A 26,242-nucleotide genomic window follows, 5' to 3' on the forward strand; every position below is an offset into this window, starting at 1 on the left:
AATCGACTTTGAAGAGTGAAATAAAAGGAGGCTAATTCAAATGGGTTTATTTGAATTCAAATTACCGGATATCGGTGAGGGTATTCACGAAGGTGAAATCGTAAAGTGGTTCGTTAAAGCAGGCGACACGGTCAAAGAAGATGACATTCTTCTTGAAGTCCAAAACGATAAAGCAGTCGTTGAAATCCCGTCACCAGTTGATGGCACAGTTAAAGAAGTAACAGTTGACGAAGGTGTCGTAGCCGTCGTTGGCGACGTATTGATCACATTCGATGTTGAAGGTGAAGGTTCAGCTCCTTCTGAAGAAGAAGCGCCAGAACAACCTAAAGCAGCAGATAACGCAAAAGATGTCCAAGACACAGACAGCAAAGTCGAAGACAAGCCAACAGAAGTTCAAATCCATAAATCAGAACGCGTCATCGCGATGCCTTCAGTACGTAAGTATGCGCGTGAAAAAGGCGTAGACATCCGCGAAGTTCAAGGTTCTGGTGACAACGGTCGTGTTGTCAAAGAAGACATCGATGCATTCGCAAACGGTGGACAATCTTCTGCTTCAGCTACACCAGCAACAGAAGAAAAAGCACCAGCTGCACAAGCTTCAGCACCTAAATCTGAAGTGAAACCTTACGTTGCGGCTCAGCCTGAGCTTGAAACACGCGAGAAGATCAAAGGAATCCGTAAAGCGATTTCGAAAGCAATGGTCAACTCGAAACACACGGCTCCACACGTAACGTTGATGGACGAAGTCGATGTAACGAATCTTGTTGCTCTTCGCAAAAACTTCAAAGAAGTTGCAGCGGCACAAGGTACGAAATTGACATACCTTCCATTCGTTGTGAAAGCATTGACAGCAGCGGCTAAGAAATACCCTGCCATCAACGCATCAATCGACGATGTCAACGAAGAAGTCGTTTACAAAAACTACTTCAACATCGGTATCGCAGCAGACACAGACAACGGTCTTGTTGTTCCTGTCGTCAAAGATGCAGACCGTAAATCAATCTTCGCATTAGCAGACAACATCAACGATCTTGCTGGTAAAGCACGCGAAGGTAAACTTTCTGGTGAGGAAATGAAAGGCGGATCGATCACGATTACAAACATCGGTTCTGCTGGCGGACAATGGTTCACACCGGTCATCAACCACCCAGAAGTTGCGATCCTCGGAATCGGTCGCATTGCTGAAAAAGCAGTCGTTAAAAACGGTGAAATCGTAGCAGCACCAGTACTCGCTCTTTCATTCAGCTTTGACCACCGTCTCATCGATGGTGCAACTGCACAAAACGCGCTTAACTTGGTTAAACGCTTGTTGAACGACCCACAACTTCTCATTATGGAGGGATAAACAATGGTAGTAGGTGAATTCGCACAAGAAACAGATTTACTCGTAATCGGGGCTGGCCCTGGTGGTTACGTCGCTGCAATCCGCGGTGCGCAACTCGGACTTAAAGTAACAATCGTCGAACGTGAAAACGTCGGTGGTGTTTGTTTGAACGTCGGATGTATCCCGTCAAAAGCCTTGATCACAGCTGGACATAACTTCCAACATGCAAAAGGTTCTGACTCAATGGGAATCACGTCTGAAAACGTTGCAGTCGATTTCTCAAAAGTTCAGTCTTGGAAACAGTCTGTCGTCAACAAATTGACTGGCGGTGTTGGTGGCCTTCTTAAAGGTAACAACGTCGAGACAGTTGTTGGGGAAGCGTACTTCCAATCTGAAGATACAGTTCGTATCATCAACGAAGATTCTTCTACACCTTACAAATTCAAAAAATGTATCATCGCAACAGGTTCGACTCCAATTGAACTTCCAGCATTCAAATGGTCAAAACGTGTCCTTTCTTCAACAGGCGCTTTGAACCTTCCTGAACTTCCGAAAAAACTCATCGTCATCGGTGGAGGATACATCGGAATGGAGCTTGGAACAGCGTATGCAAACTTTGATACTGAAGTTGTCATCTTAGAAGGAACAAAAGATATCCTTTCTGGGTTCGAGCCGGCAATGACGCAAGTCGTCAAGAAAAAGCTCAAACAAAAAGGAAACATCACGATTCACAACGAAGCACTTGCACAAAGTGTTGAAGAGACAGAAGAAGGCGTGAAAGTCACGTTTGAAGTCAAAGGTGAAACACAAACTGTTGAAGCGGACTATGTCCTCGTCACAGTTGGTCGCCGCCCGAACACATCTGATCTCGGTCTTGAAATGGCAGAAGTCAAAGTCAGCGAACGCGGACTTGTTGAAATCGACGATCAGTGCCGTACGTCGAACGAAAACATCTACGCAATCGGTGACATCGTTCCTGGACCACCACTTGCACACAAAGCTTCATTCGAAGCGAAAATCGCTGCTGAAGCGGCTGCTGGACACCCGGCATACCTCGACTACAGTGCGATTCCTGCGGTTGTCTTCACAGACCCAGAACTCGCAACAGTCGGTTATACAGAAGCGCAAGCAAAAGAAGAAGGTCTTGATTACCTCGCTTCTAAATTCCCTTACGCTGCAAACGGACGTGCTCTTGCACTCAACGAGCCAGACGGCTTCTTGAAAATGATCACACGTAAATCAGACGGTCTCTTGATCGGTGCTCAAATCGCTGGTACAGGCGCATCTGACATGATCGCAGAGATGGGACTCGCAATCGAGTCTGGAATGACTGCTGAAGATATCGCACTCACAATCCATGCACACCCTTCACTTGGTGAAATCGCAATGGAAACAGCTGAAGTAGCAATCGGAAGCCCAATCCACATCATTAAATAAGTCACTAAGACCTTGAAACGGGGAGCCGACCGTTTCAAGGTCTTTTTTTGTTCGTTTAACTCTGCTTAAAAATAGGAAAAGAATAAAAAAAGAGAGGGTGAGCTGCAGTGGAACCTCAATTGTCTCCGGTCGAAGAATTGTATCATGTCTCAGAAATGGATAAGGTCCGATTCATTGGTGTCACAACTGATTATGCCCGATATGATTTTGGCGTGATCTTTACAGGTCAGTTTTTCGGGAAGATGTTGGTCGTCAGCCTCAGCAGCGGACGTGCGGCTTTGTTGGATCATGAAGATGTCCTCGATGCAGATGTCTTGCACCGGATACTTGACGTGGATCCGATTGATACAGGGGCGGTCGGAGACTTTTTGGGAACCCTGTTACCTGATGTCCCCCGTTATGAACAGGCGGACTAAAAAATCCTGCAGGTGCTTTACGCACCTGCAGGATTTTTGGAATAAAGCCAGTTACCGGATGGCATTGGATTGTTGAATGACTTTGATGGTTTCGAGTGTATGATCTTCGAGACCTTGAACCGGAAGACCAGCTTCGATGTTTTCTTTAATGTACGCCAAGTTGTCGGTCGTAATCATTTCCCCTGGAATGAAAATCGGGATACCAGGCGGATAGACCATCATAAATTCTGCCGAAATACGGCCGACGGCATCTGCGAGCGGGATAGTCTCCGTCTCTTCATAGAAGGCGTCCCGCGGGCTGAGCGCAAGCGCAGGGATATCGGGTAAGACGATCGAGTGGGAAGCGGTTTTTGAACCCGTATCCCGGTGTCGTTCGACCAGTTCAGCCATTCCTGTGAGCAAGGCGTCAATCGTCTCTTCTGAATCACCGGACGTGATGATCAACAAAATGTTATTTAAGTCAGAAAGCTCGACTTCAATCCGGTGTTCCTCCCGTAAAAATTCCTCGACGAGATGACCGGAAATTCCGAGTCCTTTGACAGAAATCAAGACTTTTGTCGGATCGAAGGCAAAGGTTGCACTCGAGTGCAGATCGGCTTCTCCGAAGACGGCGAGATAAGGAAGCTTAGCGAGCCCCATCCGCATCCGCGTCGCAAGTTCGAGTGCGCGACGGTTCATCGCCTCACCATTGATCGCAAGGTGACGACGGGCACAGTCGAGTGATGCAAGCAATAAATAAGAGGTTGAAGTCGTCGTCAGCATTGAGAGGACGGCTTGTACCTTATCGGGTGACACAAGACCACGACGGACGTTTAAGACAGAACTCCCTGTCAAAGATCCACCAAGTTTATGCACGCTCGTCGCAGCAAGGTCAGCGCCTGCCTGCATTGCGGATAATGGCATATCATCGTGAAACGCGATATGGACGCCGTGTGCTTCATCGACAAGGACAGGAATCCCTTTACTATGTGCCAGCGTAACGATGCTCTCCAGGTCGCCAGCAACGCCGAAATACGTCGGATTGATCACGAGGACGGCTTTTGTATCCGGGTGCAGGCTGAGTGCACGTTCGACGGCACTTGGCGTAATCCCGTGTGCGATCCCGAACATTTCATCAAATTCCGGATGAATGAAAATCGGATGCGCTCCAGAAAGAACGATAGCCGACATCACCGATTTATGGACATTTCGCGGAACAAGAATTTTATCGTCCGGACCGACGACACTCATGATCATTGCCATGATGGCGGTTGAAGTTCCCTGAACCGAGAAAAATGTTTCGTCAGCATGGAAGGCTTGCGCTGCAAGTCGGTGGGCATCTTTGATAATGCCTTTTGGATGATGAAGGTCATCAAGCGGAGCGATATTGATTAAATCAATATCGAGCGCATTTTGACCGATAAATGATCGAAAAGCAGGATCCATCCCTTGGCCATTTTTATGACCGGGAATATGAAATTGAATTGGTTGACGTTTCGCATGCGCCAGCAGCGCATCGAATAAAGGTGTATCGAGCTGTGTTAAGCTTTTTGTTTGCACCAGATTTCCCCCCTTAAAACCGAATAAAAAAACAATCAAACAAGCTAACTATAACAAGTTTTCATGAGGTTGCAACTGTTTTATACGCGATTTCGTTGTAAAATAGAAAGCGTCAAGAAAGGAAGTGTCACAATGGCAGTCAATTATCCGATTAATCCGGACTGGTCTACGGACGAAATCGTTACCGTCATCCATTTTTTTAACGTCGTTGAAGAAGCCTATGAAAAAGGAGTCGATCGTAGTGCCTTCTTAAGTGCTTACCAAGCGTTTAAGGCAATCGTCAACTCAAAATCAGAAGAAAAACAATTGGATCAATTTTATTTCGAAGAGACCGGATGCTCTAGTTACCACGCCGTCCAACAAGCAAGAAAACAAGAACAATCACTTTTACGACTGAAGAAATAACACAGGTCTATCCACAAAATCGTCTAACATGCTGAGCATGTCCTAGCGTAAGCGGCTTTCACTCTTTCATATAGAAGGGGGAAAGCCGCTTGTTTGTTTAGAAAAAACAAAAACTGGTTATATACTACATACAAGACGATATCGTGTAACTGTAATTTTTAAAAATAGATACTTTACATCTAAGTTGATTCGTACTATTATGGATTCAATCCACTAATTAGTCGCAATTGTCTGATAACTAAGTAAATTTGTTTATCCCGCGAAGGAGTGTGGTTACTGTGAAACAAGTGATAGAAGCATACAAAAGAAAAGATGCAGAAAAACGCATTCCTGTATTGCGCCTCGAAATCGATTATGAGCTTGCGACATTGCATGATGCAATCGTAGCAAGTGATACGGAAGCGGTAGGTGCGAGTAAGGAACGCCTTGAAAAATACCGTCAAGAGATGGTGCGCCTCGAAGCGTAAGGCACGCGTTCCCACTTAACAATAAAATAACTCAAAATAAAATAATGCCAGAATCAACCAGCGAATCTTTTCGTTGGTTGATTTTTTTTGTTACTATTATAGAGTAGTATGATGTTCGACAGACTGAAGGGGTGAGACAGATGCAGGGGCTGGAGTTGCATGCGATTGATCTGATGAAACGGGCAGGAAAGTATATCCGTCAAAAAATGGATCAGGCGTATCATATAGAAGAAAAAACGAACAAAAGTGATCTCGTCACCGAAATTGATCAACATGTAGAAGACTTGTTGATCAAAGGCATCTTGGAGAAATATCCGGATCATCTGATTTACGGAGAAGAGGGACGAATTGAGCGACCGGATACATTGGACGGCACCATCTGGTTTGTCGACCCGATTGATGGGACGATGAATTTCATTCGTCAGAAACGATTGTTCGCGGTGTCTATTGCTATCATGATTGATGGCGAATTACGTTATGGTTTTGTATATGACGTGATGGCAGATGAGATGTTCCATGCCATCAAAGGACAAGGGGTTTATGAGAATGGGATTCGTCTGGATCCAATCGAAGATCGTCCGGTCAAAGAAGCCATCATTTGCATGAATGCGACGTGGGTGACGGCGAATCGCCGGATTGATCCGAACCTACTCGCTCCACTCGTCCGTGATGCGGTCGGAACACGTGCGGTCGGAGCCGCATCCCTTGAACTTGCTTGGGTCGCCGCTGGTCGCGTAGACGGTTACATCACGATGCGCAACATGCCTTGGGATTATGCGGCGGGGCAGCTGTTGATTGAAGAGTTGGGCGGGCGTGTCGGCACGATTGAAGGAGCGGACATGAGCTTTTTGGAACAGACGAGTGTTCTTGCCGGGAGTCAAAGGTTTGTTTCAGACGTACTGACGTATGTGCAAAAATAAAACGCCCTGTATGGGCGTTTAGGCTTGCTTGCGCAGCCGGGCTTTAAGCACAAAGCCGACAGCCATCGAGACAATCATCAGTAAGATGGAGACAAACATCATCACGACGTTTTGCTCTGCGATAAAAATACCGATCGAAGCCATCGACCCAACTGCTAAGATGGCTAATAATAGAAAAATAATTCGCATCTATAGTTTCCCCCTCACGAGACATGAACTCGTCTCTAGTTTAGCGTGAATCGGGGACAATGAAAAGGCTTTCGCCATCATCTTCAATCGAAGTGATTGCCAACTACCAGTCAACCTGTGCTATACTCTTAAAGTTGACCGAAAGTATTTATGGATTATTTAAATGAACAGAAAGAGGTACACACCTATGACAACAGTAGTAAGAAATGATTTACGCAACGTCGCGATCATCGCCCACGTTGACCATGGTAAAACGACACTCGTCGATGAGCTTTTAAAACAATCTGGAACATTCCGTGCGAATGAACTAGTTGAAGAACGTGCAATGGACTCAAATGATATCGAGCGTGAGCGCGGAATCACGATCCTTGCGAAAAACACAGCAATCGATTACAAAAATACACGCATCAACATCGTTGATACACCAGGTCACGCCGATTTCGGTGGTGAGGTTGAACGTATCATGCGTATGGTTGACGGCGTTATCCTCGTTGTTGACGCACGTGAAGGCTGTATGCCACAAACACGTTTCGTATTGAAAAAAGCACTTGAGCAAGGTCTCCAGCCAATCGTCGTCGTCAATAAAATTGACAAGCCGATGGTTCGTCCGCTTGAAGTTGTTGACGAAGTCGTCGACCTCTTGATTGACCTTGGAGCAGATGAAGATCAGCTCGAATTCCCAGTCGTTTATGCATCGGCAGTCAACGGCTCAAGTTCATTTGACCCTGAACTTGAAAATCAAGAAGATACAATTACAAACGTTCTTGACTTGATTCTTGAACACACACCGGCTCCTGTTGATAACAGCATGGATCCATTACAATTCCAAGTTACGATGCTTGACTACGATAACTACCTTGGTCGTATCGGAGTCGGACGCGTCTTCCGTGGAGAAATCAAAGTTGGAGACAGCGTGTCGCTTTCTAAACTTGATGGATCAATCAAAAACTTCCGTGTAACGAAATTGTTCGGTTACTTCGGTCTGAAACGCGTCGAAATCGAAGCAGCGAAAGCTGGAGATTTGATTGCAATCGCAGGAATGGAAGACATCAACGTTGGTGAAACGGTTTGCCCGACTTCACACGTCGATCCACTCCCATTACTTCGTATCGATGAGCCGACTCTTCAAATGACGTTCATCGTCAACAACTCGCCATTCGCTGGTCGTGAAGGTGACCTCGTCACTTCGCGTAAAATCGAAGAGCGTCTTGAAAAAGAGCTTGAAACAGACGTTTCACTCCGCATCGAAAACACAGATTCGCCGGACCGCTGGATCGTGTCTGGCCGTGGTGAGCTTCACCTCGGTATCTTGATCGAAAACATGCGTCGTGAAGGATACGAAATTCAAGTATCTAAACCGCAGGTAATCATCAAGGTTGAAGACGGCGTAAAAGTTGAGCCGTTTGAGCGCGTTGTCATTGATACACCGGAAGAATACACTGGTGGCGTCATGGAATCGATCGGTCTCCGTAAAGGTGAACTGACGAACATGCAAACAATGGATAACGGACAAACAAAAATGGAATTCATCGTTCCTTCACGTGGATTGATCGGATACCGGAATGAATTCTTATCTGCAACACGCGGATACGGGATCATGAACCACACATTCGAAGAATACCGTCCGTTCATCAATGCAGACATCGGTGGACGTCGCAGTGGTGTTATGGTTTCAATCGAAGCTGGTAAAGCAACTGCTTACGCTATCTCAGCACTCGAAGACCGCGGAACGATCTTCATCGAGCCAGGTCTTGAAGTCTACGAAGGAATGATCATTGGGGAATGTAACCGTGACGTCGATCTCGCTGTTAACGTCGTTAAAGCGAAACAATTGACGAACATGCGTGCATCTGCGAAAGATACGACAAACGTTCTTAAACGTCCACGTGTCTTCTCACTCGAAGAATCGTTGACATTCTTGAATGAAGATGAGTACTGTGAGATCACACCAGAATCAGTTCGTCTTCGTAAACAAGTATTGAACAAAAACGAGCGTGAAAAACAAGACAAACGTCGTCGTCTTGGTAAAGACTGAGCTCTTAACACGTAAGGGGGACTGGCAATGACTGCACAACCTGCCGTTGCTTCTGATTTCTCGAAATATGATATTCCTGCGGTCGCCAAGTTAGTCGGCGTAGGAAGTGATCCGAATAATATAAGTGCTGGTTTTAACGCGCTGATGATTACCGTCGTCATCTTGACGCTGATCGTGTTTAAACTAGGTTTTGCAAAAGAGTTGGCCTGGTGGAAATCACTGATTGTCTATCTGATGTTGGCTGTATTCTCAGCTGCGTTAACACTCGTCTTCTGGACGTGGCCGATTCCTGAAGTCTTGCTCGTGATGGTCGTCATTCTCGGAATCTACCGGTTCCGGATGTGGATGGTCAAACGTGAGCGGGAACGGACTGCTACGTAAGTCGATATACGCTTGGACCCGTCTTCTAATCAGAAGGCGGGTTTTTTTGTGTAAAACGATGGGAAAATGGCGGTATGTTCGAATTGAGGAGTAATCAGGACGGTTTGGGGAAAAAAACGGTAAGGGGTGATAAAGCATGTGGAAGCATACATGGAGTATTCCAGTCAGCCTTGCAATTGTCTTAGCAGGCTGTTCACAATCTGAAGAACGTGATTCATCGACAGACCAATCGACGTCCGTACCGAAAACAGCGAAAACCGTCGAAAGTAATATTGTACTGAAAGAGTTACGGACACCGTGGAATATTGAAAAAAACGAGGAAACGTTTTATATCACGGAGCGGGAAGGAACGATTCTAAAAGGATCGAGCAAGGAACAGGTCCGGATGGAGCTTGATTTGTCGGAGAACGTCGTGGCTGAAGGTGAGGGTGGTCTGCTGGGGATGGCACTTGATCCCGACTTCTCAGATAATCAGACAGCTTACGTCTATCACACGTACGAAAAAAATGGAACGTTATACAACCGTGTCATTGAAATCGTTGAACAAGAAGATACGTGGAAAGAAACACGTGTCTTGCTCGACGAGATTCCGGGTGCGTCCATTCATAACGGCGGACGCATCGAAATCGGACCGGACGACTTTTTATATGTGACAGCAGGTGACGCAGCGGTACCGGAAAATGCCCAAAAGTTGTCTTCCTTAGCAGGCAAGATTTTACGGATGAAGTTAGACGGGAGTCCGGCTGACGGGAACTTAAGGGAATACGTCTACAGTTATGGTCACCGTAATCCACAAGGATTGGTGTTTGTCGGTCAAACGCTTTATGCAACGGAGCATGGACAGAGTGGTCATGATGAAATCAATCGAATCGAATCGAAGAATTACGGGTGGCCGTTGATCGAAGGAACGGAAAAACAGCAAGGACTGGTGACACCTTGGTATGAAGTCGGAGAGCAATCCGTCGCGCCAAGCGGTGTCGCAGCACTCGACGGGAAATTGTATTTTGGAACACTTGTCGGTCAAAGTCTGCGATCAATCGAGACCTCAACGTCAAAAGTGGAACAGGTCGTATCGGATCGAGGTCGGATTCGTGACGTGATGGTCGACGGCGAGGATCTTTATTATATTACAAACAATACAGACGGTAGAGGGAATCCCGGTGACGAGGATGATGTACTCGTCCGTTTAACACCATAAAAAAACTACTTTGATAATCAAAGTAGTCACCATCTTTTTTTAGTTGTCGCCCACGTCGGATACAGATGGAACTGTCCCGTTTCCTGACGCGCCAAGGTTCGCTGGGTAACCCGTTCATGGCATTCGTCACATATGTAGACACGGACTGGTTTATTCCGCAGCCGTTTTGCTGTGAAGGACCAATCATCGATGGTTTCTCTTTTATCACAAATGGTGCATTTTACACGCATGGGAGGTCCTCCTCTTTTTTTCTTAGTATATCATATTTAAGAATTGTTCAAATCGAAAAAGGAATGCGCAGATCCGATATCGAATGTATCCAATAAGCAGAAGAGGGGGTGGTACCATGGCAAATAAAGTGGAACATCGTCTGAGTGACAAACAGATGGAAGCATTAACGGATTTACCACTTGTTTTTTTAATTACGCATGATCAATCAACAAGTTGGCCGATCACCCATGCCATCAGTTGGGTGCATGCGAAAGATGAGACGACGATTCGCTTTGCGATTGAAGCCGACTCACTGATTGTGAAAACATTAACCGATCATCCAATCTTCACACTGATTTTCTTTGCGGATCAGTCGACGTACAGTTTGACTTGTACAGATGTAAAGCCGTTTGAAACAACGGAATCCTTACCTTTAAAGGTAGCGTTGTATGAAGGGGAACTAAAAGAAGTACGCGATATTTTGTTTTATGGGGCTGCCGTATCCGAACGACCGCGTGTGCACAAAACATACGATGAGGCGGCGGCGGTACGGTTAGATCATCAGATTCATACGATTTTAAAATCTTAACATTCATCAAAACTCGACTCTAAAGGGGCGAACGATGGAATGAAAAAAATATATGTGCTCGATACCAATGTCATGCTACACGATCCGTTATCCTTGTTTCAATTTCAAGAACACGATGTTGTCATTCCAGCCATTGTCCTAGAAGAACTGGACGGAAAAAAACGTAACATGGATGAGGTCGGGCGAAACGCACGGGAGACGGCACGAATTCTGGACCAACTGCGGGAAACAGGACACTTGCATGCAGGGGTTCCCTTAGGAAACGGCGGGATTCTGCGTGTTGATATCGGCGATACGATCAGCGACGCGTCACCGTTCACCCATGAATCGAACGATAATAAGATTTTGGAGCTGGCCTGGTCGATTCACCGGGAGCAAAAAGAACAACAAAGCGGTCGTGATGTCATTTTGGTTTCAAAAGATATCTTAGTCCGTGTAAAGGCAGATGCATATGGTTTAGTGGCAGAAGATTACCTGACGGATCATATTGCGGATTTAACGGGACTCTATACAGGTTTTGTGGAATTAACCGTGGATCAAGAGTATATTGATGCGTTTTATCAAGAGAAACGATTGTCGGTAGACCTGTTGCCGGAAAAAGTCCATCCCAATCAGTTCGTTATTTTAAAAAGCAACATGTCGAAAGCTTCGGCAATTGCTGTCGTCGATCAAGAAATGCCGATCATTCGAGCGTTGTCACTCGATGTCGATCAAGTCTGGGGGGTCATTCCTCGGAACGTTCAACAACGGATGGCGTTCGAATTACTGCTTCGTGACGATGTACCACTCGTGACTCTTGTCGGGAAGGCGGGGACAGGGAAGACGTTGCTCGCGCTCGCAGCAGGTTTATTACAAGTGGAAGATGAGCATCGTTATAAAAAGCTTGTCGTCGCTCGACCGGTTGTTCCGATGGGGAATGATATCGGGTATTTGCCGGGAGAAATGGAAGAAAAACTACGTCCGTGGATGCAACCGATTTATGACAACTTGGAACACCTGTTTAATACGAGTTCCGGCGACGAGTTAGGGAACATTCTGGCCGGTATGAAGTCGATCCAACTGGAAGCGTTGACGTATATCCGGGGGCGAAGCATGCCGGGACAATTCATCATCATCGATGAAGCGCAGAATTTAACGAAACACGAAGTGAAGACGATTTTAACACGGGTCGGCGAAAATTCTAAAATTGTTCTTGTAGGCGATCCGCAACAGATTGACCACCCGTATCTCGATGAATATTCCAACGGACTGTCTTACGCCGTCGAGCGTTTAAAAGGTGAAAAAATGACCGGGCACGTTAAGTTGGTCAAAGGAGAACGGTCGAACTTGGCACGTCTTGCAGCCGATCTTCTCTAAATATAAAAAATCTAACTGTAAAAAAACCGCTCTGGTTCTCCCTATTTTTAGGGAGAACCAGAGCGGTTTGTTGTTTTATCAAAATTAGGCGAGAATACGCCCACTTCTAAACGAAGTGAAAGTGGGAGATGAATCGCCAGCCTGCCTTTCGGGTATATTTTCCTTAAAGGAGGTGAAAAATGGTGTTGAAGCACAAGGCCTACAAATTCAGAATCTACCCCACAAAAGAGCAGGAAATCCTGATCGCGAAGACGATTGGGTGTTCACGCTTCATCTTCAACCACTTCTTGGCGAAGTGGGATGAAACGTATAAGACCACTGGAAAAGGACTGTCCTACGGTTCTTGTTCCAAAGAAATTCCTTTGTTAAAGCAGGAGTTCGACTGGTTGAAGGAAGTCGATAGTACCTCTGTTCAGATCAGCGTCAAGCATCTTGCTGATGCGTTTGACCGCTTCTTCAAGAAGCAGAACGAACGCCCTCGATTCAAGTCCAAGCGCAATCCCGTCCAGTCGTACAAGACCAACATCCAAGGTAAAAACCAGCTTCCTGAAGTCTCGATTGAATGCAACCAGCTCAAACTTCCGAAGCTGAAATGGGTGCGTTTCGCCCATTCGAAACAGGTCACAGGCCGTATCTTGAACGCCACGATCCGACGCAACGCTTCAGGCAAATACTTCGTCTCCTTACTCGTCGAGCAGGAAATCAACGAGCCGCCGAAGACTGGTTCATCTGTCGGCGTCGACGTTGGACTCAAGCACTTTGCCATCCTGTCGGACGGCACGATGTATAAGAACGACCGTTACTTCCGTACACTCGAGAAAAAACTGGCGCGCGAACAGCGTAAGCTCTCCCGTCGTCAACGCATCGCTTTGAACAAGAAAGTGAAGCTGTCCGAGTCTAAGAATTATCAGAAGCAAAAGCGGAAGGTCGCCCGTATCCACGAGAAGATCGCCAACAAGCGCACTGACTTCCTGCACAAGGTATCGACCGAGATTGTCCAAAACCACGACGTCATCGGGATTGAGACCTTGCAGGTGAAGAACATGCAGAGGAATCGCAAGTTGAGCAAAGCCATCTCGGACGTCAGTTGGTCGGAGTTCTTCCGCATGCTGGAGTACAAGGCGGACTGGTACGGGAAGACCGTCGTGAAGGTTGGCAAGACCTTTGCTTCGAGTCAACTGTGCTCCAGTTGCGGCCATCAACACAAAGACGTGAAACATCTTGGCTTACGGGAATGGACATGCCCGAGTTGCGGCATCCATCACGACCGGGATGTGAACGCAGGACTGAATCTCAAACAAGAAGCCGAACGTATCTTAGCTTCTTCAACCGTCGGGACGACGGGGTTAGCCTGATAAATTTTCGACCGTTAGGTCGGATAACTCAGGAATCCTTCACCTCTAAGTGAAGCGTAGGTGGAGGTAGTTCAAAAAACCGTGATGCGTTCGACGGAACGCACGATTTGATCCTGATATAAGAGGTGAACGGGACCGTCCGTCAAAACTTTCCCGTCTTTTGAGAACTGAAGATACAGTTCCGGCAAACAATGTAACGCCAGTTCAACCGTATCGGTTCCTTCAAACCGAAGCATCGTTGCCTCGTCCAAGACTTCAGCATTTTGGATGAATGGAGCTAACGGCATTGCAAACGTTCCCCGCAAGGCTGCATCTTTTTCTTCACGGGTCATCGGCTTATTGTGATCGGTCCGACTGCCTTCGGTGATCCCTTTATCCCAAGCAGCCCCCATCTTGGCATAATACGCTTCTTGCGCGTTATCGTCGGTCGCTTTCCCAATTTGATCGACTTCAATCTTCCGCTCATCAAAGATCCAAACGGTTGGATCGATGGTAAGTGAATAACGTACCTTGCCTGTGATCGGAAAAATCATCATTATTCCCCCTAAATGTATGAGTCGTGCAAATCCATTATACCGAAACGTTGAATTGTTGGCGAAAGTAAGGTAAAGTTTATCTATAACAGGAACGCGTCATTTGATGAGGAGGGATTGGATTGTCAACTGAAATCGGGACAGTTCATCGCCAGCGCGCTCTTGAGCTACTAGAAGCGGATGCCCATAAAATCCGCCGGTTGATCGAGGTCCAGCTTGCGAATTTAACGATGCCACAATGTCCTCTTTATGAGGAAGTATTGGATACACAAATGTTCGGATTGTCGCGTCAAATTGATTTTGCCGTTCGTCTCGAACTGATTGATGCGAGTGAAGGGAAACAACTACTCGACTCATTGGAACAGCAATTATCTGATTTACATGATGCGGAGACGTGCTGATTTTCTACTCAAACGTGAAATGCGGCGTTTGGGTATTTTTTTTTAGAACTAGAAAAAGGACGTGTACATAATGCAATCGAAGTTTAAAGAAAAGCGTGCGTTTTTTGATTATCGCCTGTTCTTTACGATGTTGGTTCTGATGGCCATCAGTACGGTGATGGTCTATAGTGCCAGCGTGTGGAACGGTGGCGACTATGCCAACACTTCATTTTTTGAAAAACAATTGATGTTTGATGCGATGGCCATCGTCCTGTTTTTATTTGCGGCCCACGTCAATCATGAAGTGTTTCGGGGACCGATTTTCCGTCTGATGCTGTATGTGGTTACATGGGGGATGTTGATGGCGACGTTGTTTTCTGAACCGTTGAACGGGGCGCGTGCTTGGTTGAATTTCGGGATTTTTTTAATCCAACCGATCGAGCTGTGTAAGTTTGTCCTGGTCATTGGGCTCGCCAATTATTTTGATCAAAAATATAAAGGCCAGATGAACGGTGTCATCGGGATTGTTCACCATTTCATCCACAGCCAAATCGCACCGTCTTCATGGTTTAGAAAGTTTTTACTCAGTATCGCGGACTGGCTGTTGATTCCGATGCTTGTCTTATTGGCGCCGTATGCGATCGTCATTCGAATGCAACCGGATGACGGAGGATTGTTCATCTTGTTGCTGATCACCGTGATGATCTGGTTTGCCGTCGGTTTACCGAAAGGCTATATCGCGTTGGCATTTGTATTCGGACCTATGATTGGTCTGTATGCGTGGAGTAATTTTTCAACGAATCAGATGGAACGGATTCAAGCAATCTTTAATCCGTTCCTTGACGCGGAAGGGAAAGGATACCAACTCATTAACTCCGTCATTTCGATTGCCCATGGCGGTATATTTGGTGTCGGGTTAGGGAACAGTTTTCAGAAGTACGGATATCTTCCGGAGCCGGAAACCGACTATATCATGTCGATCATTTCGGAAGAACTTGGTTTTGTAGGCGTGTTCGTTGTTCTTGGATTATTGTTCTTCTTAATGTTTCAAGGGGCACGAATCGCCTATCAGTCGGCATCGATTTATTCCAGTATGGTCGCGATTGGGATTTCATCGATTATTTTCATTCAGACGTGTATCAACATCAGCGCCATGTCCGGTCTGTTTCCAGGTACCGGAGTGACCCTGCCGTTCATCAGTTATGGCGGCTCGTCACTGTTGGTCATGAGTACGATGCTTGGTGTCGTGGCAAATATTTCGATGCAAAACAAGCACCGGATAGCGTATCATAAGGAAGTACAGGAAGCACGCAACATGAGTGCTACGAGTTCATTACCTAAAGGGGGAGCATCAGTTGACTAAAATCAAAAAAATTCTTGTCGCGAACCGCGGAGAAATCGCGATTCGAGTATTTCGTGCGGCAACCGAACTTGGGATTCGGACAGTCGCAATTTATTCACGAGAAGATATGGGATCGCTTCACCGATATAAAGCAGACGAGGCGTATCGGATCGGCGAAGGAAAAAAGCCGATCGAAGCCTACCTCGACATCGAAGGGATCATCGCCACGGCGAAAGAAGCAGGATGTGACGCGATCCATCCCGGATATGGTTTTTTATCAGAAAATATTGAACTCGCAACACGTTGTCGGGAAGAAGGAATCATCTTCATCGGACCACGAGAAGAACATCTATACAGTTTCGGGGATAAGGTCCGTGCCCGGACGACAGCCATCGAAGCGGGTCTCCCCGTCATACCGGGGACGGATGGTCCAATCACATCGATTGATGAAGCCTATGCCTTTGCTGAAAAAGCCGGTTATCCGTTAATGGTCAAAGCCTCTCTTGGTGGTGGCGGCCGAGGAATGCGTGTTGTCCGGACAGAAGAAGAACTGCCGGAAATGATTGAACGGGCCAAGTCAGAGGCCTTAAAAGCGTTTGGTTCCGATGAAATTTATGTAGAGAAATTGATTGAACGTCCTAAACACATCGAAGTTCAAATCATCGGGGATGCGCACGGAAACATCGTCCATCTGTTTGAGCGGGATTGTTCCGTCCAACGTCGTCATCAAAAAGTTGTCGAGGTGGCACCTTGTGTCACGTTGTCTGATGCAGGACGACAGAAGATTTGTGATGCTGCCGTGACATTGATGAAACATGTCGGCTATGAGAATGCGGGAACGGTCGAATTTTTGGTGACACAAGACGAATCGTTCTATTTTATTGAAGTCAACCCACGTGTTCAAGTAGAGCACACGATTACAGAGATGATTACAGGAATTGATATCGTCCAGACACAGATTCGGGTAGCTGAAGGTGAGTCGCTACATAGTGAGTTGGTAGGTATTCCTGCTCAAGAAGACATTCAAATGCTTGGTTTTGCCATCCAAAGTCGGATTACATCGGAAGATCCAGAAAACGGCTTCTTGCCGGATACAGGAAAAATCAAGGCGTACCGTTCACCGGGTGGTTTTGGCGTCCGTCTAGACGGTGGAAACGCATATGTTGGAGCAGAAATTTCACCGTATTATGATTCATTGCTCGTTAAGATTTCGACACACGGTTTGACATACGATCAAGCCGTTGCGAAGATGAGCCGGAACTTAAGTGAATTCCGAATCCGCGGTATTAAAACGAACATTCCGTTCTTGAGCAATGTCTTGAAGCACCATGCGTTTATCAGTGGGGACTACAACACGTCCTTTATTGACGATACGAAGGAATTATTTATCTTCCCGAAACGTCAAGACCGTGGAACGAAGTTATTGACGTACATCGGAGAAGTTTCTGTTAACGGATTCCCAGGCATCGGGAAGATTGACAAACCGATTGCCCGGGATGTACGGATTCCGAAGGAGTTGCCGGCAGACTATCAAGACGGAGCAAAAGCCATCCTGGAAGCAGAAGGTCCGCTTGGTGTCATCAACTGGCTAAAAGCACAAGATCGCGTTCAATTGACGGATACAACATTCCGTGATGCCCACCAGTCCTTACTGGCGACCCGGATGCGGACGAAGGACTTAGTTGCGATTGCGGAAGCGGAAGCCAAACTGCTGCCGGAACTGTTCTCGGTCGAAGCTTGGGGCGGGGCAACGTTTGATGTCGCCTACCGGTTCTTGTCTGAAGATCCGTGGGTCCGTTTGATGAAGTTACGTGAGAAGATGCCTAACGTCTTGATTCAAATGTTGTTGCGGGGAGCAAATGGCGTCGGCTATAAAAATTATCCGGACAATGTCATTCATGCATTCGTCAAAGAATCAGCACAAGCAGGCGTCGATGTTTTCCGAATCTTTGACAGTTTAAACAATCCGGAATCGATTCAACTTGCCATCGATGCGGTCTTACCAACGGGTAAAATCGCGGAAGCCGCCGTATGTTATACAGGCGACTTGTTTGATGCGAACCGTCCGAAATATCACTTGCCGTACTACGTGAAACTGGCCAAACAGTTGGAGGCAAGCGGAGCACATATCATTGCCATCAAGGATATGGCAGGATTGCTTAAACCGGAAGCGGCTTACGCCCTCGTGTCTGCCTTAAAAGACGCAGTCGATCTGCCGATCCATCTGCATACGCATGATGCGAGCGGAAACGGGATTTATACGTATGCCCGTGCGGTTGATGCCGGTGTCGATATCGTCGATGTGGCGGCTTCAAGCATGGCAGGATTGACGAGTCAGCCGGCCGGTGGAAGTCTGATTCATGCTTTAAGTGGTCACAAACGCCAACCACTCGTATCGGCCCAGAAATTTGAGCAGGTCTCCGATTACTGGCAGGATGTCAGACACCTCTATCAAGCATTTGAGCTCGATATGCTAGCGCCAAACCCGACGGTCTATGATCATGAAATGCCGGGAGGACAATATTCGAACTTGCAACAACAGGCAAAAGCCGTCGGACTCGCGGATCGCTGGTCGGAAGTCAAGACGATGTATGCTCGAGTCAACATGTTGTTTGGTGATATCGTGAAAGTTACCCCGTCTTCTAAAGTCGTCGGAGACATGGCGCTGTTCATGGTTCAACATCACTTGACGGAAGACGATGTACTCGAACGCGCAAGTAACCTGGACTTCCCGGATTCGGTCGTCGAATTGATGAAGGGAGAACTTGGCACACCACCAGACGGGTTCCCGAAACAAGTTCAGGCGGCTATCTTAAAAGGCGTCGAACCGTTGACGGAACGTCCGGGTAAGATGATGGAACCGCTCAACTTTGATGCCATCAAACATGAACTGTTCGAAAAGCTGGAACGTCCGGTGACGGAGTTCGATGCGTTGGCTTACGCCCTGTACCCAAAAGTCTTCCTCGATTACAGTTCATATGTCGAGCGATACGGTGATATCTCAGTTCTCGATACGAGTACATTCTTCCACGGCATGCGTTTAGGTGAGACGATCGAAGTCGAGATCGAGCGCGGGAAAACCTTATACCTGAAGCTGATTCAAGTCGGTCAACCAAACGATCATGGTGTCCGTGTCATCTATTATGAGATGAACGGTGTACCACGTGAAGTCGAAGTGAAGGATATCAGCATCAAGGAAAGTTCATCCAGCCGTCCGAAAGCGGATCGTTCGAATCCGAAACAGATTGGTGCTTCGATGCCGGGCAGCGTCTTGAAAGTCCTCGTTGAGCCGGGAACACGCGTCCGTAAAGGCGAACAGTTACTCGTAACGGAAGCGATGAAGATGGAAACGACGATTCAAGCGCCGGAAGACGGTGAAATCAGAGCCGTCCATGTAAAAGAAGGCGAAGCGATTGCAGGTCAAGATTTATTGATTGAATTCATCTGACACGCAGTGCAAAAAAGTAAGAAATCATAATGACGTTAAACAGGCGAAACGCATGGCGGATTGCCTGTTTTTCGTTCATTTTCAACTTTCAGGGAGGAACGACTATGAACATCATTTGTTGGATTCGGAGTGATTTTCGAATCGAGGACAATCATATGTTGGCGCAAGCCACGCACTATCTCGAAGAGAACGAGCAGGCAAACGTCGAGTTCGTGTTTTGGATCAATCCGGAGTACATCGGGGAGTACGATGCCCGGCAACAATATTTTTTCCAAGCGCTTGAACAGTTTGCGAAGACATGTAAGACAAGCGGTATGCCGATTCGGTTTATTGAAGGGACGGAAACAGACTTTTTAGAGGCGACGGAGATGGCTGACGTTCTGCTGTTTAATGCAGAATACGTGGAACCGTTCAAGACACGGGATGACGCAATCATCAAAAAACGCGGTGAGAAGAAGACAGAACGACTGCTCGATCGGCATTTGCTTCACCCTCATGCCGTTAAGAAAAACGATGGCTCGTATTATAAAGTCTTCACGCCATACAAAAATGCCTTTCTCAAAAAAGAGTTGCCAAAACCGTATCCGGTCGACCTCAAGCGTCTGCAGGAACGTTATCAAAAGCGTCGGCAAAATAATGCGTTCATGCTGGAATACTTTAAACAGGCGGAATCGGACATCGATTTTAAACCCGGTGAAGAACAGGCGAAGAAGCGGTTGAAGCAGTTCCTGAAGACTAGCCTGGCATCGTATGAAGAGCAACGGGATCTTCCGGCTGTTGATGGCACGAGTTTAATGTCACGTTATCTGCGGACCGGAGAGATTGGGATTCGGACGATTTTTGAGGCGGTCAGCCAGGAGAAGGATTCGAAAGGGAAACAAACCTATATCACGGAGCTGATTTGGCGCGAATTTTACTATACGATTCTGTTACATTATCCAGAAGCTAAGCGTCTTCCGGTCAATGAGCAGTATACGCAAATCAAGTGGGAAGAGGATGAAAAAGGATTTAAAGCCTGGTCGGAAGGCAAAACCGGTTATCCGATCGTCGATGCCGCGATGCGGCAACTGAATACGACTGGATGGATGCATAATCGTCTCCGGATGATCGTCGCCTCCTTTTTGACCAAGGACCTGCTGATCGACTGGCAAAAAGGAGAACGGTACTTTCAACAAAAACTGGTCGACTATGAGGCCGCCTCGAATATCGGAGGCTGGCAGTGGGCGGCGTCGGTCGGAACGGATGCCGTTCCATACTTCCGAGTTTTTAATCCGACGACCCAGTCGAAGAAGTTTGATAAGGATGGAACGTTCATCCGTAACTATTTGCCGGAAATTAAGGATTTACCGAAAACGTCGATTCATGAACCGACGGAACAACAACGAAAAGATTACGATTATCCCATGCCAATCGTCGATCATGACATGGCACGGAAGCGTGCGATTGCCCGTTTTAAAGAATGAAAGAAATCAATAGACGGCAACAGGGGACGGATTATAAAATCCGCCCCCTGTTGCGTATACCGGCCGACGATTCAGCCGGCGATTTTTTAGAACTCTGAAAAAAGATCAATGCAATCGGGAATCTGTTTTTCGTGTCCGGAAAGCATGATATGCGAGATACGAAATGACACCGAAGTAACACGTGATCAAGAATGCGTGCAACAACGGAACGTAAGTGGCGTGACCACCTAAGACGATCCAGGCACCGGTCGCGACCTGACAAGAGATGAAGAAGGTCGCAAACCACATAGCAGTCCGTGTCGTCCGATGTTTCAGGCGGATTGCCATGAAGTGAACGAACAACGTATAGAAAAACAAGAGTCCGGCGAGTATCCGGTGAATCATTTGCACCCAGGCTTCAAACGTCATGGTCGGTTGTTCGCAAACCGGCCAGCCGACACAGGCATATGTAGCACCGACGTGGCGGACAAACGCGCCGGTATACACGACGATTAGTGTATAAACCAATAAGCCGTACAGAAGTTTACGCAAGAATGCTGGGACAGATTCCCTGAATTCTCGACCGGGACGTTCCATGATCAATATCGTTAAGATGAGAAGGGAAGCGAAGGAAATCAGTGAGATTCCGAAATGCAACGCCATGACCAGATCGGACTGTTGCCAGACGACTGCTCCTGCACCAACGATGGATTGAATCAACATGAAAATAAAGGCTAGGAAAGCGAAGATTTTTATATCTAGACGCTCCTTGAATGCGACGAGTGTCCATAGGCAAAGCGCGATGATCAATAATCCGACGACACCTGTCACGGCACGGTGACTATATTCAATCATCGTTTCGACACTAGGGTTGGTTGGAATCAATTCACCGTGACAGAGCGGCCAGTCCGTTCCGCACCCGTTACCTGAATCGGTTTTTGTGACAGTCCCCCCCATGAGGAGAACAATCATCATCGTGAATGTCACGAATGCTGAAAAGATCGAAAGTTTTCGATTCAAGACGCAGACACCACCTTTCTGGAAAAATACAAGATACTTGAAATACCTAGCAATAGTATCGCATAAAAAATATCGAAACGCTTGCAATCTTTTAGAAGAACGCTATTCTAATATTAGGTAAATATGGTGAACTGTGAGGTAAATCACATAGATTTCACATTTTGTTCATTATGTCGAAAGTATTTTCATACGTCACGACCTTGAATATGTGGTATCTTTTATAGAGAAAAGGACGTTTCGTGGCGTGTCTGTGTTATTTCTGTGAAGAAAATGCGTGTACCATGCGTACAGAGAGAACACAGGCGGTTAGAAGGAGGAAACAACATGGCGAAAGTAAATGGGGAGACCCTGGACATCATGATCGAGCAATCGGATCAACCGACGTTCAAGGACTATGTCACCCTAGCAAAGATGGGAATCGTCCGTGCGAATCTCATCACCGTCTTCGCAGGTTATGTCGTGGCAGCATCGTACTTAACGGATGATGTTCTACTCTATTTGTGGCAGACGAAGTTGACGTTATTGTGGACACTTCTTGGAAGTGGACTGGTCATTGCCGGTAGTTGTTACCTCAATAACTACATCGACCGTGACATTGATTATAAGATGGAACGGACGATGGGGAGACCGAGTGTGACCGGTAAGATGGACGGGCAACGGATATTGGCATTAGGGCTTGGTATACTGGCTACCGGTACCATCCTTTTGTTAATCGTTAACCATGTCGCAGCAGTTTTCGGATTGATTGGATCGTTTGTCTACGTCGTCATCTACACGATGTGGCTGAAGCGGACGCATACGATCAATACGGTCGTAGGTGGTATATCTGGAGCAGTGCCACCGATCATTGGATTTGCGGCAGTCACTCCGACACTTCATATCGATGCATGGATTTTATTTCTCATCATGTTCGTATGGCAACCGCCTCACTTCCTTGCGCTCGCCATGAGACGGACGGAAGAGTACCGGGCTGCCGGTATTCCAATGTTACCTGTCGTCAATGGTTTTGCAATCACGAAACGACAAATTGTATGGTGGATCGCAGTTTTAGTTCCATCATCACTCCTTCTCGCGCACTACGGCATCATTTATATGCTTGTCATGGCAGTGCTTGGCGGATACTGGCTCTACATGGGATTGAAAGGTCTCAAAATCAAGGAAGAACAAGCTGAGATTAAGTGGGCTTCGAAGATGTTTTTCTTCTCGCTCTTCTACTTCACGGCTTGGATCGTGACGGTCGTACTCGTTTCTCTCTAAAACGATTTGACATATTCACGAACATCAGCAAGAAAGAAAAAAATTGGGGAAAAGAAAGTGGGGATGGTTGTGAAAAAATCAGGAAAAATGCTCTTCCGGCTTCTTCCGATCGGTTTGATGGCATTGTTGTTATCAGGTTGTGGAATCCCGGAATTGTCCGCACTACAGCCTCGCGGGGAAGGCGCACAAATGCAACTTGAGATCATTAAGCTCAGCTTATGGGTCATGTTGTTTGTCCTTGCGATTGTAGCAGTCATCTATATTTACGTACTTATGAAATTCCGTCGTAAAGCTGGAGACAACACAGTTCCAAAACAAGTTGAAGGGAATCATACGCTCGAGATCATCTGGACGGTCATTCCAATCCTCTTGTTAGTCGTCCTTGCTGTACCGACGATCAAAACGACAGTCGAATTAGCAGATGCAAAAGAAGCGAAGAAAAATGAAGTCATCAACGTTACGGCAAACCTTTACTGGTGGGAATTTGAATACCCGGATAAAGGCGTTTCGACAGGACAAGAACTTGTCATCCCAGTCGGCAAACGAGTTGCTGTCAACCTGACATCAAAAGACGTCATTCACTCATTCTGGGTACCTGCACTTTCAGGTAAAACAGATACAAACCCAGGTCTTGAGAATGAAATGTGGTTACAAGCACAAGAAGCCGGTACATACTACGGTAAATGTGCGGAGTTATGTGGACCATCACACGCATTGATGGACTTTAAAGTCATCGCACTTGAGCAGGACGAGTACGACGCATGGCTTAAAGACATGAAAACAGCAAAAGAAGCAGAAACAAAACAGCTTGATGCGAAAAACGAAAAGAACTGGACAACAGGCGAGCAAGTCTATGCACAAAACTGTCTCAGTTGTCACGGCGGCGGGAAAGTCGCGCCGAGCTTAACAAACTTTGGTGATCGTGAGCGTATCGCAGGATACCTTGATCATGACAAAGAAAATCTCGAAAAATGGATTCGCGATCCACAAAAAGAAAAACAAGGAACGAAAATGCCTGGTTTCTCTGAGGATCAGATCAGCGATGACGAGTTAAGCGAGTTGGCAGACTATCTATTGGACAAGAAGCTCCAATAATATTTAAGGGGGAATCATAGTGGGGACACATACTATGGGTATGCCGAAGAAAAAAAGCGGCATCATGGACTGGCTAACGACAGTCGACCATAAAAAAATCGGGGTTCTCTACATCATGTCCGGATTGTTTTTCCTTCTGGTCGGTGGCGTAGAAGCCTTAATGATTCGTTTTCAGCTGATTAAACCGATGAACGATTTCGTCAGCGGTGAGTTATTTAACCAGTTGATCACGATGCACGGTACGACGATGATCTTCCTGGCAGCGATGCCGATGTTGATCGGGTACATGAACGCAGCTGTACCATTACAAATCGGGGCGCGCGACGTTGCCTTCCCGTTTTTGAACGCACTTGGTTTTTGGTTGTTCTTCTTCGGGGGAGTGCTCTTGAACCTATCATGGTTCTTCGGCGCAGCACCAAACGCAGGATGGACTGCGTATGCACCACTTTCAACGGTTCCAGAATCACTTGGTGTTGACTTCTACGCACTTGGATTACAGATTTCTGGTTTCGGTACATTAATGGGGGGGATCAACTTCCTCGTTACGATTTTAAACATGCGTGCTCCAGGTATGAAACTGATGCGGATGCCGTTGTTCACTTGGACAGCATTCGTTGCTTCTGCCTTGATCGTTTTCGCTTTCCCACCACTTACGGTCGGATTATTCCTCTTGACGTTTGAACGGTTGTTCGGAGCTCATTTCTTTGATCCGGCAGCGGGTGGTAACATCGTCATCTGGGAACACCTTTTCTGGATTTTCGGTCACCCGGAAGTTTATATCTTGATTTTACCGGCCTTCGGTATCTTCTCAGAAATCATTCCTACTTTTGCCCGTAAACGTCTCTTCGGTTATACGACGATGGTCTTTGCGACAATGTTGATCGGTTTCTTAGGATTCATGGTTTGGGTTCACCACATGTTCACAGTCGGTCTCGGTCCTGTTGCGAACGCAATCTTCGCGGTTGCGACAATGGCGATTGCCGTTCCGACCGGGGTCAAGATATTCAACTGGCTCTTTACACTGTGGGGCGGTAAACTGACGTTCCCAGTTGCGATGTTGTATTCGGTTGCCTTCATTCCATCGTTCCTCGTTGGTGGTATGACCGGTGTCATGCTTTCTGTTGCACCAGCCGATTATCAGTACCATGACAGTTATTTCGTAGTTGCCCACTTCCACTACGTTATCGTCGGTGGGGTTGTCTTTGGTCTCTTCGCTGGTCTTTACTACTGGTTCCCGCTCATGTTCGGGAAACAGCTGAACGAATTCTGGGGTAAAATTCAATTCTGGTTGTTCTTCATCGGCTTCCACTTGACGTTCTTCCCGCAACACATTCTCGGTCTGACAGGAATGCCACGTCGTGTCTTCACGTACTTGCCAAACCAAGGCTGGGAAACAATGAACTTGCTGTCGTCAATCGGGGCAGGCTTCATGGGTGTCTCGACAATCGTATTGGTTGTTTCGATTGCAGCGGCATTGATGTCAAAAGAGTACGTCAAACGTGACGTTTGGGGAGATGGACGGACACTTGAGTGGACGCTTCCTGTCCCAACACCAGAATATAACTTTGCACAAACACCACTTGTCAAAGGACTTGACACATACTGGCTCGAAAAAATGGCAGGAAACAAAACCGTTTCCGTTTCGGAAGAAGTTGGCGATATCCACATGCCAAATAACACGATTCTGCCGTTCGTCATGTCAGTCGGTCTATTCCTCGCAGGTCTCGGATTTATTCTTCGCCTGGACTACGGAACAGTCGGTCTCGTCGTTGCGTTGATCGGTCTCGCTACGACACTCGTTGCGATGTTCCTCCGTTCATGGATTGACGATGAAGGATACTACATTCCAAAATCCGTCATCGAAGAAGATCTACGCCTTGAAGCTGAAAAGGAGGCGAAGTAAG

At 46.8% G+C, this 26,242-nt stretch carries 24 protein-coding genes; 19 read left to right on the forward strand and 5 right to left on the reverse strand.

Translation table 11 applies throughout. The features are described from left to right. The first annotated feature begins 40 nt into the window (after nucleotides 1-40). The 3 genes from KNP87_RS01140 to KNP87_RS01150 all read left to right on the forward strand — a co-directional run bounded on the left by KNP87_RS01140 (nucleotide 41) and on the right by KNP87_RS01150 (nucleotide 3,177). Complete coding sequence (locus KNP87_RS01140) at nucleotides 41-1,345, forward strand: dihydrolipoamide acetyltransferase family protein (protein ID WP_026832512.1); 1,305 nt, start codon at nucleotides 41-43, stop codon at nucleotides 1,343-1,345. Nucleotides 1,346-1,348: 3 nt separating this feature from the next. Then, entirely contained in the window at nucleotides 1,349-2,761 is a 1,413-nt protein-coding gene (gene lpdA / locus KNP87_RS01145) for a dihydrolipoyl dehydrogenase (RefSeq protein WP_026832513.1), read from the forward strand. 107 nt (nucleotides 2,762-2,868) lie between these two features. Then, on the forward strand, nucleotides 2,869-3,177 hold the full coding sequence (locus tag KNP87_RS01150) for an SAV0927 family protein (RefSeq protein ID WP_026832514.1): 309 nt from the start codon (nucleotides 2,869-2,871) through the stop codon (nucleotides 3,175-3,177). A gap of 51 nt (nucleotides 3,178-3,228) precedes the next feature. Here the strand turns inward: KNP87_RS01150 and KNP87_RS01155 are convergent, their stop codons facing one another. Further along, entirely contained in the window at nucleotides 3,229-4,716 is a 1,488-nt protein-coding gene (locus KNP87_RS01155; protein ID WP_026832515.1) for an aminotransferase class I/II-fold pyridoxal phosphate-dependent enzyme, read from the reverse strand. Between the two features lie 132 nt (nucleotides 4,717-4,848). On the opposite strand from KNP87_RS01155, the gene KNP87_RS01160 reads away from it, so the two are divergent. The 3 genes from KNP87_RS01160 to KNP87_RS01170 all read left to right on the forward strand — a co-directional run bounded on the left by KNP87_RS01160 (nucleotide 4,849) and on the right by KNP87_RS01170 (nucleotide 6,508). Then, nucleotides 4,849-5,121, forward strand: coding sequence for a UPF0223 family protein (locus tag KNP87_RS01160; RefSeq protein ID WP_214720595.1), 273 nt, complete (start codon nucleotides 4,849-4,851; stop codon nucleotides 5,119-5,121). Nucleotides 5,122-5,399: 278 nt separating this feature from the next. Next, nucleotides 5,400-5,588, forward strand: a complete 189-nt coding sequence (locus tag KNP87_RS01165; protein ID WP_026832517.1) for a hypothetical protein — start codon at nucleotides 5,400-5,402, stop codon at nucleotides 5,586-5,588. A gap of 140 nt (nucleotides 5,589-5,728) precedes the next feature. After that, nucleotides 5,729-6,508: an inositol monophosphatase family protein gene (locus KNP87_RS01170; protein ID WP_214720596.1), complete on the forward strand. Its 780-nt coding sequence runs from the start codon at nucleotides 5,729-5,731 to the stop codon at nucleotides 6,506-6,508. Between the two features lie 18 nt (nucleotides 6,509-6,526). Here KNP87_RS01170 and KNP87_RS01175 read toward each other — a convergent pair whose 3' ends face one another. Beyond that, a complete protein-coding gene (locus tag KNP87_RS01175; protein WP_158583691.1) occupies nucleotides 6,527-6,697 on the reverse strand; it encodes a DUF5325 family protein in 171 nt (56 codons plus the stop codon). A 187-nt stretch (nucleotides 6,698-6,884) separates the two neighbouring features. Between KNP87_RS01175 and typA the strand changes: the two genes are divergently transcribed. The 3 genes from typA to KNP87_RS01190 all read left to right on the forward strand — a co-directional run bounded on the left by typA (nucleotide 6,885) and on the right by KNP87_RS01190 (nucleotide 10,311). Then, nucleotides 6,885-8,732 (forward strand): translational GTPase TypA, encoded by a 1,848-nt coding sequence (gene typA, locus KNP87_RS01180; RefSeq protein WP_214720597.1) that lies wholly within the window; start codon nucleotides 6,885-6,887, stop codon nucleotides 8,730-8,732. A 27-nt stretch (nucleotides 8,733-8,759) separates the two neighbouring features. Then, nucleotides 8,760-9,113 carry a YlaH-like family protein gene (locus tag KNP87_RS01185; RefSeq protein WP_214720598.1) on the forward strand — a complete coding sequence of 118 codons (354 nt, stop codon included), beginning with the start codon at nucleotides 8,760-8,762 and terminating at the stop codon, nucleotides 9,111-9,113. 136 nt (nucleotides 9,114-9,249) lie between these two features. Then, on the forward strand, nucleotides 9,250-10,311 hold the full coding sequence (locus KNP87_RS01190; protein WP_214720599.1) for a PQQ-dependent sugar dehydrogenase: 1,062 nt from the start codon (nucleotides 9,250-9,252) through the stop codon (nucleotides 10,309-10,311). A gap of 26 nt (nucleotides 10,312-10,337) precedes the next feature. On the opposite strand, the gene KNP87_RS01195 is transcribed toward KNP87_RS01190, so the two are convergent. Next, on the reverse strand, nucleotides 10,338-10,541 hold the full coding sequence (locus KNP87_RS01195) for a YlaI family protein (RefSeq protein WP_026832522.1): 204 nt from the start codon (nucleotides 10,539-10,541) through the stop codon (nucleotides 10,338-10,340). A gap of 116 nt (nucleotides 10,542-10,657) precedes the next feature. Between KNP87_RS01195 and KNP87_RS01200 the strand changes: the two genes are divergently transcribed. From KNP87_RS01200 to tnpB, 3 genes are all read left to right on the forward strand, one after another. Then, nucleotides 10,658-11,110, forward strand: coding sequence for a PNPOx family protein (locus tag KNP87_RS01200; RefSeq protein WP_028105970.1), 453 nt, complete (start codon nucleotides 10,658-10,660; stop codon nucleotides 11,108-11,110). A 39-nt stretch (nucleotides 11,111-11,149) separates the two neighbouring features. Beyond that, on the forward strand, nucleotides 11,150-12,466 hold the full coding sequence (locus KNP87_RS01205; protein ID WP_214720600.1) for a PhoH family protein: 1,317 nt from the start codon (nucleotides 11,150-11,152) through the stop codon (nucleotides 12,464-12,466). 182 nt (nucleotides 12,467-12,648) lie between these two features. Beyond that, entirely contained in the window at nucleotides 12,649-13,821 is a 1,173-nt protein-coding gene (tnpB, locus tag KNP87_RS01210) for an IS200/IS605 family element RNA-guided endonuclease TnpB (protein WP_214721023.1), read from the forward strand. Between the two features lie 71 nt (nucleotides 13,822-13,892). Here tnpB and KNP87_RS01215 read toward each other — a convergent pair whose 3' ends face one another. Then, nucleotides 13,893-14,354, reverse strand: coding sequence for a hypothetical protein (locus tag KNP87_RS01215; protein WP_026832526.1), 462 nt, complete (start codon nucleotides 14,352-14,354; stop codon nucleotides 13,893-13,895). 122 nt (nucleotides 14,355-14,476) lie between these two features. On the opposite strand from KNP87_RS01215, the gene KNP87_RS01220 reads away from it, so the two are divergent. The 4 genes from KNP87_RS01220 to KNP87_RS01235 all read left to right on the forward strand — a co-directional run bounded on the left by KNP87_RS01220 (nucleotide 14,477) and on the right by KNP87_RS01235 (nucleotide 20,987). After that, complete coding sequence (locus KNP87_RS01220) at nucleotides 14,477-14,755, forward strand: Fpa/YlaN family protein (RefSeq protein WP_014970798.1); 279 nt, start codon at nucleotides 14,477-14,479, stop codon at nucleotides 14,753-14,755. 70 nt (nucleotides 14,756-14,825) lie between these two features. Further along, entirely contained in the window at nucleotides 14,826-16,097 is a 1,272-nt protein-coding gene (locus KNP87_RS01225) for an FtsW/RodA/SpoVE family cell cycle protein (RefSeq protein WP_214720601.1), read from the forward strand. After that, nucleotides 16,090-19,524: a pyruvate carboxylase gene (locus KNP87_RS01230; protein ID WP_214720602.1), complete on the forward strand. Its 3,435-nt coding sequence runs from the start codon at nucleotides 16,090-16,092 to the stop codon at nucleotides 19,522-19,524. The genes KNP87_RS01225 and KNP87_RS01230 overlap by 8 nt, the downstream gene beginning before the upstream one ends. 104 nt (nucleotides 19,525-19,628) lie before the next feature. Next, a complete protein-coding gene (locus tag KNP87_RS01235) occupies nucleotides 19,629-20,987 on the forward strand; it encodes a cryptochrome/photolyase family protein (RefSeq protein WP_214720603.1) in 1,359 nt (452 codons plus the stop codon). A 105-nt stretch (nucleotides 20,988-21,092) separates the two neighbouring features. Here the strand turns inward: KNP87_RS01235 and KNP87_RS01240 are convergent, their stop codons facing one another. Continuing rightward, nucleotides 21,093-21,986, reverse strand: coding sequence for a COX15/CtaA family protein (locus tag KNP87_RS01240; RefSeq protein ID WP_026832530.1), 894 nt, complete (start codon nucleotides 21,984-21,986; stop codon nucleotides 21,093-21,095). A gap of 324 nt (nucleotides 21,987-22,310) precedes the next feature. Between KNP87_RS01240 and cyoE the strand changes: the two genes are divergently transcribed. The 3 genes from cyoE to ctaD all read left to right on the forward strand — a co-directional run bounded on the left by cyoE (nucleotide 22,311) and on the right by ctaD (nucleotide 26,241). Next, complete coding sequence (gene cyoE, locus KNP87_RS01245; protein ID WP_026832531.1) at nucleotides 22,311-23,243, forward strand: heme o synthase; 933 nt, start codon at nucleotides 22,311-22,313, stop codon at nucleotides 23,241-23,243. Between the two features lie 63 nt (nucleotides 23,244-23,306). Next, nucleotides 23,307-24,338, forward strand: a complete 1,032-nt coding sequence (gene coxB / locus KNP87_RS01250) for a cytochrome c oxidase subunit II (RefSeq protein WP_119923381.1) — start codon at nucleotides 23,307-23,309, stop codon at nucleotides 24,336-24,338. A gap of 34 nt (nucleotides 24,339-24,372) precedes the next feature. Further along, complete coding sequence (ctaD, locus tag KNP87_RS01255) at nucleotides 24,373-26,241, forward strand: cytochrome c oxidase subunit I (protein WP_026832533.1); 1,869 nt, start codon at nucleotides 24,373-24,375, stop codon at nucleotides 26,239-26,241. Nucleotide 26,242: the final 1 nt, after the last annotated feature.

The sequence above is a fragment of the Exiguobacterium sp. s192 genome (genome assembly GCF_018618795.1).
Lineage (GTDB): Bacteria > Bacillota > Bacilli > Exiguobacteriales > Exiguobacteriaceae > Exiguobacterium_A > Exiguobacterium_A undae.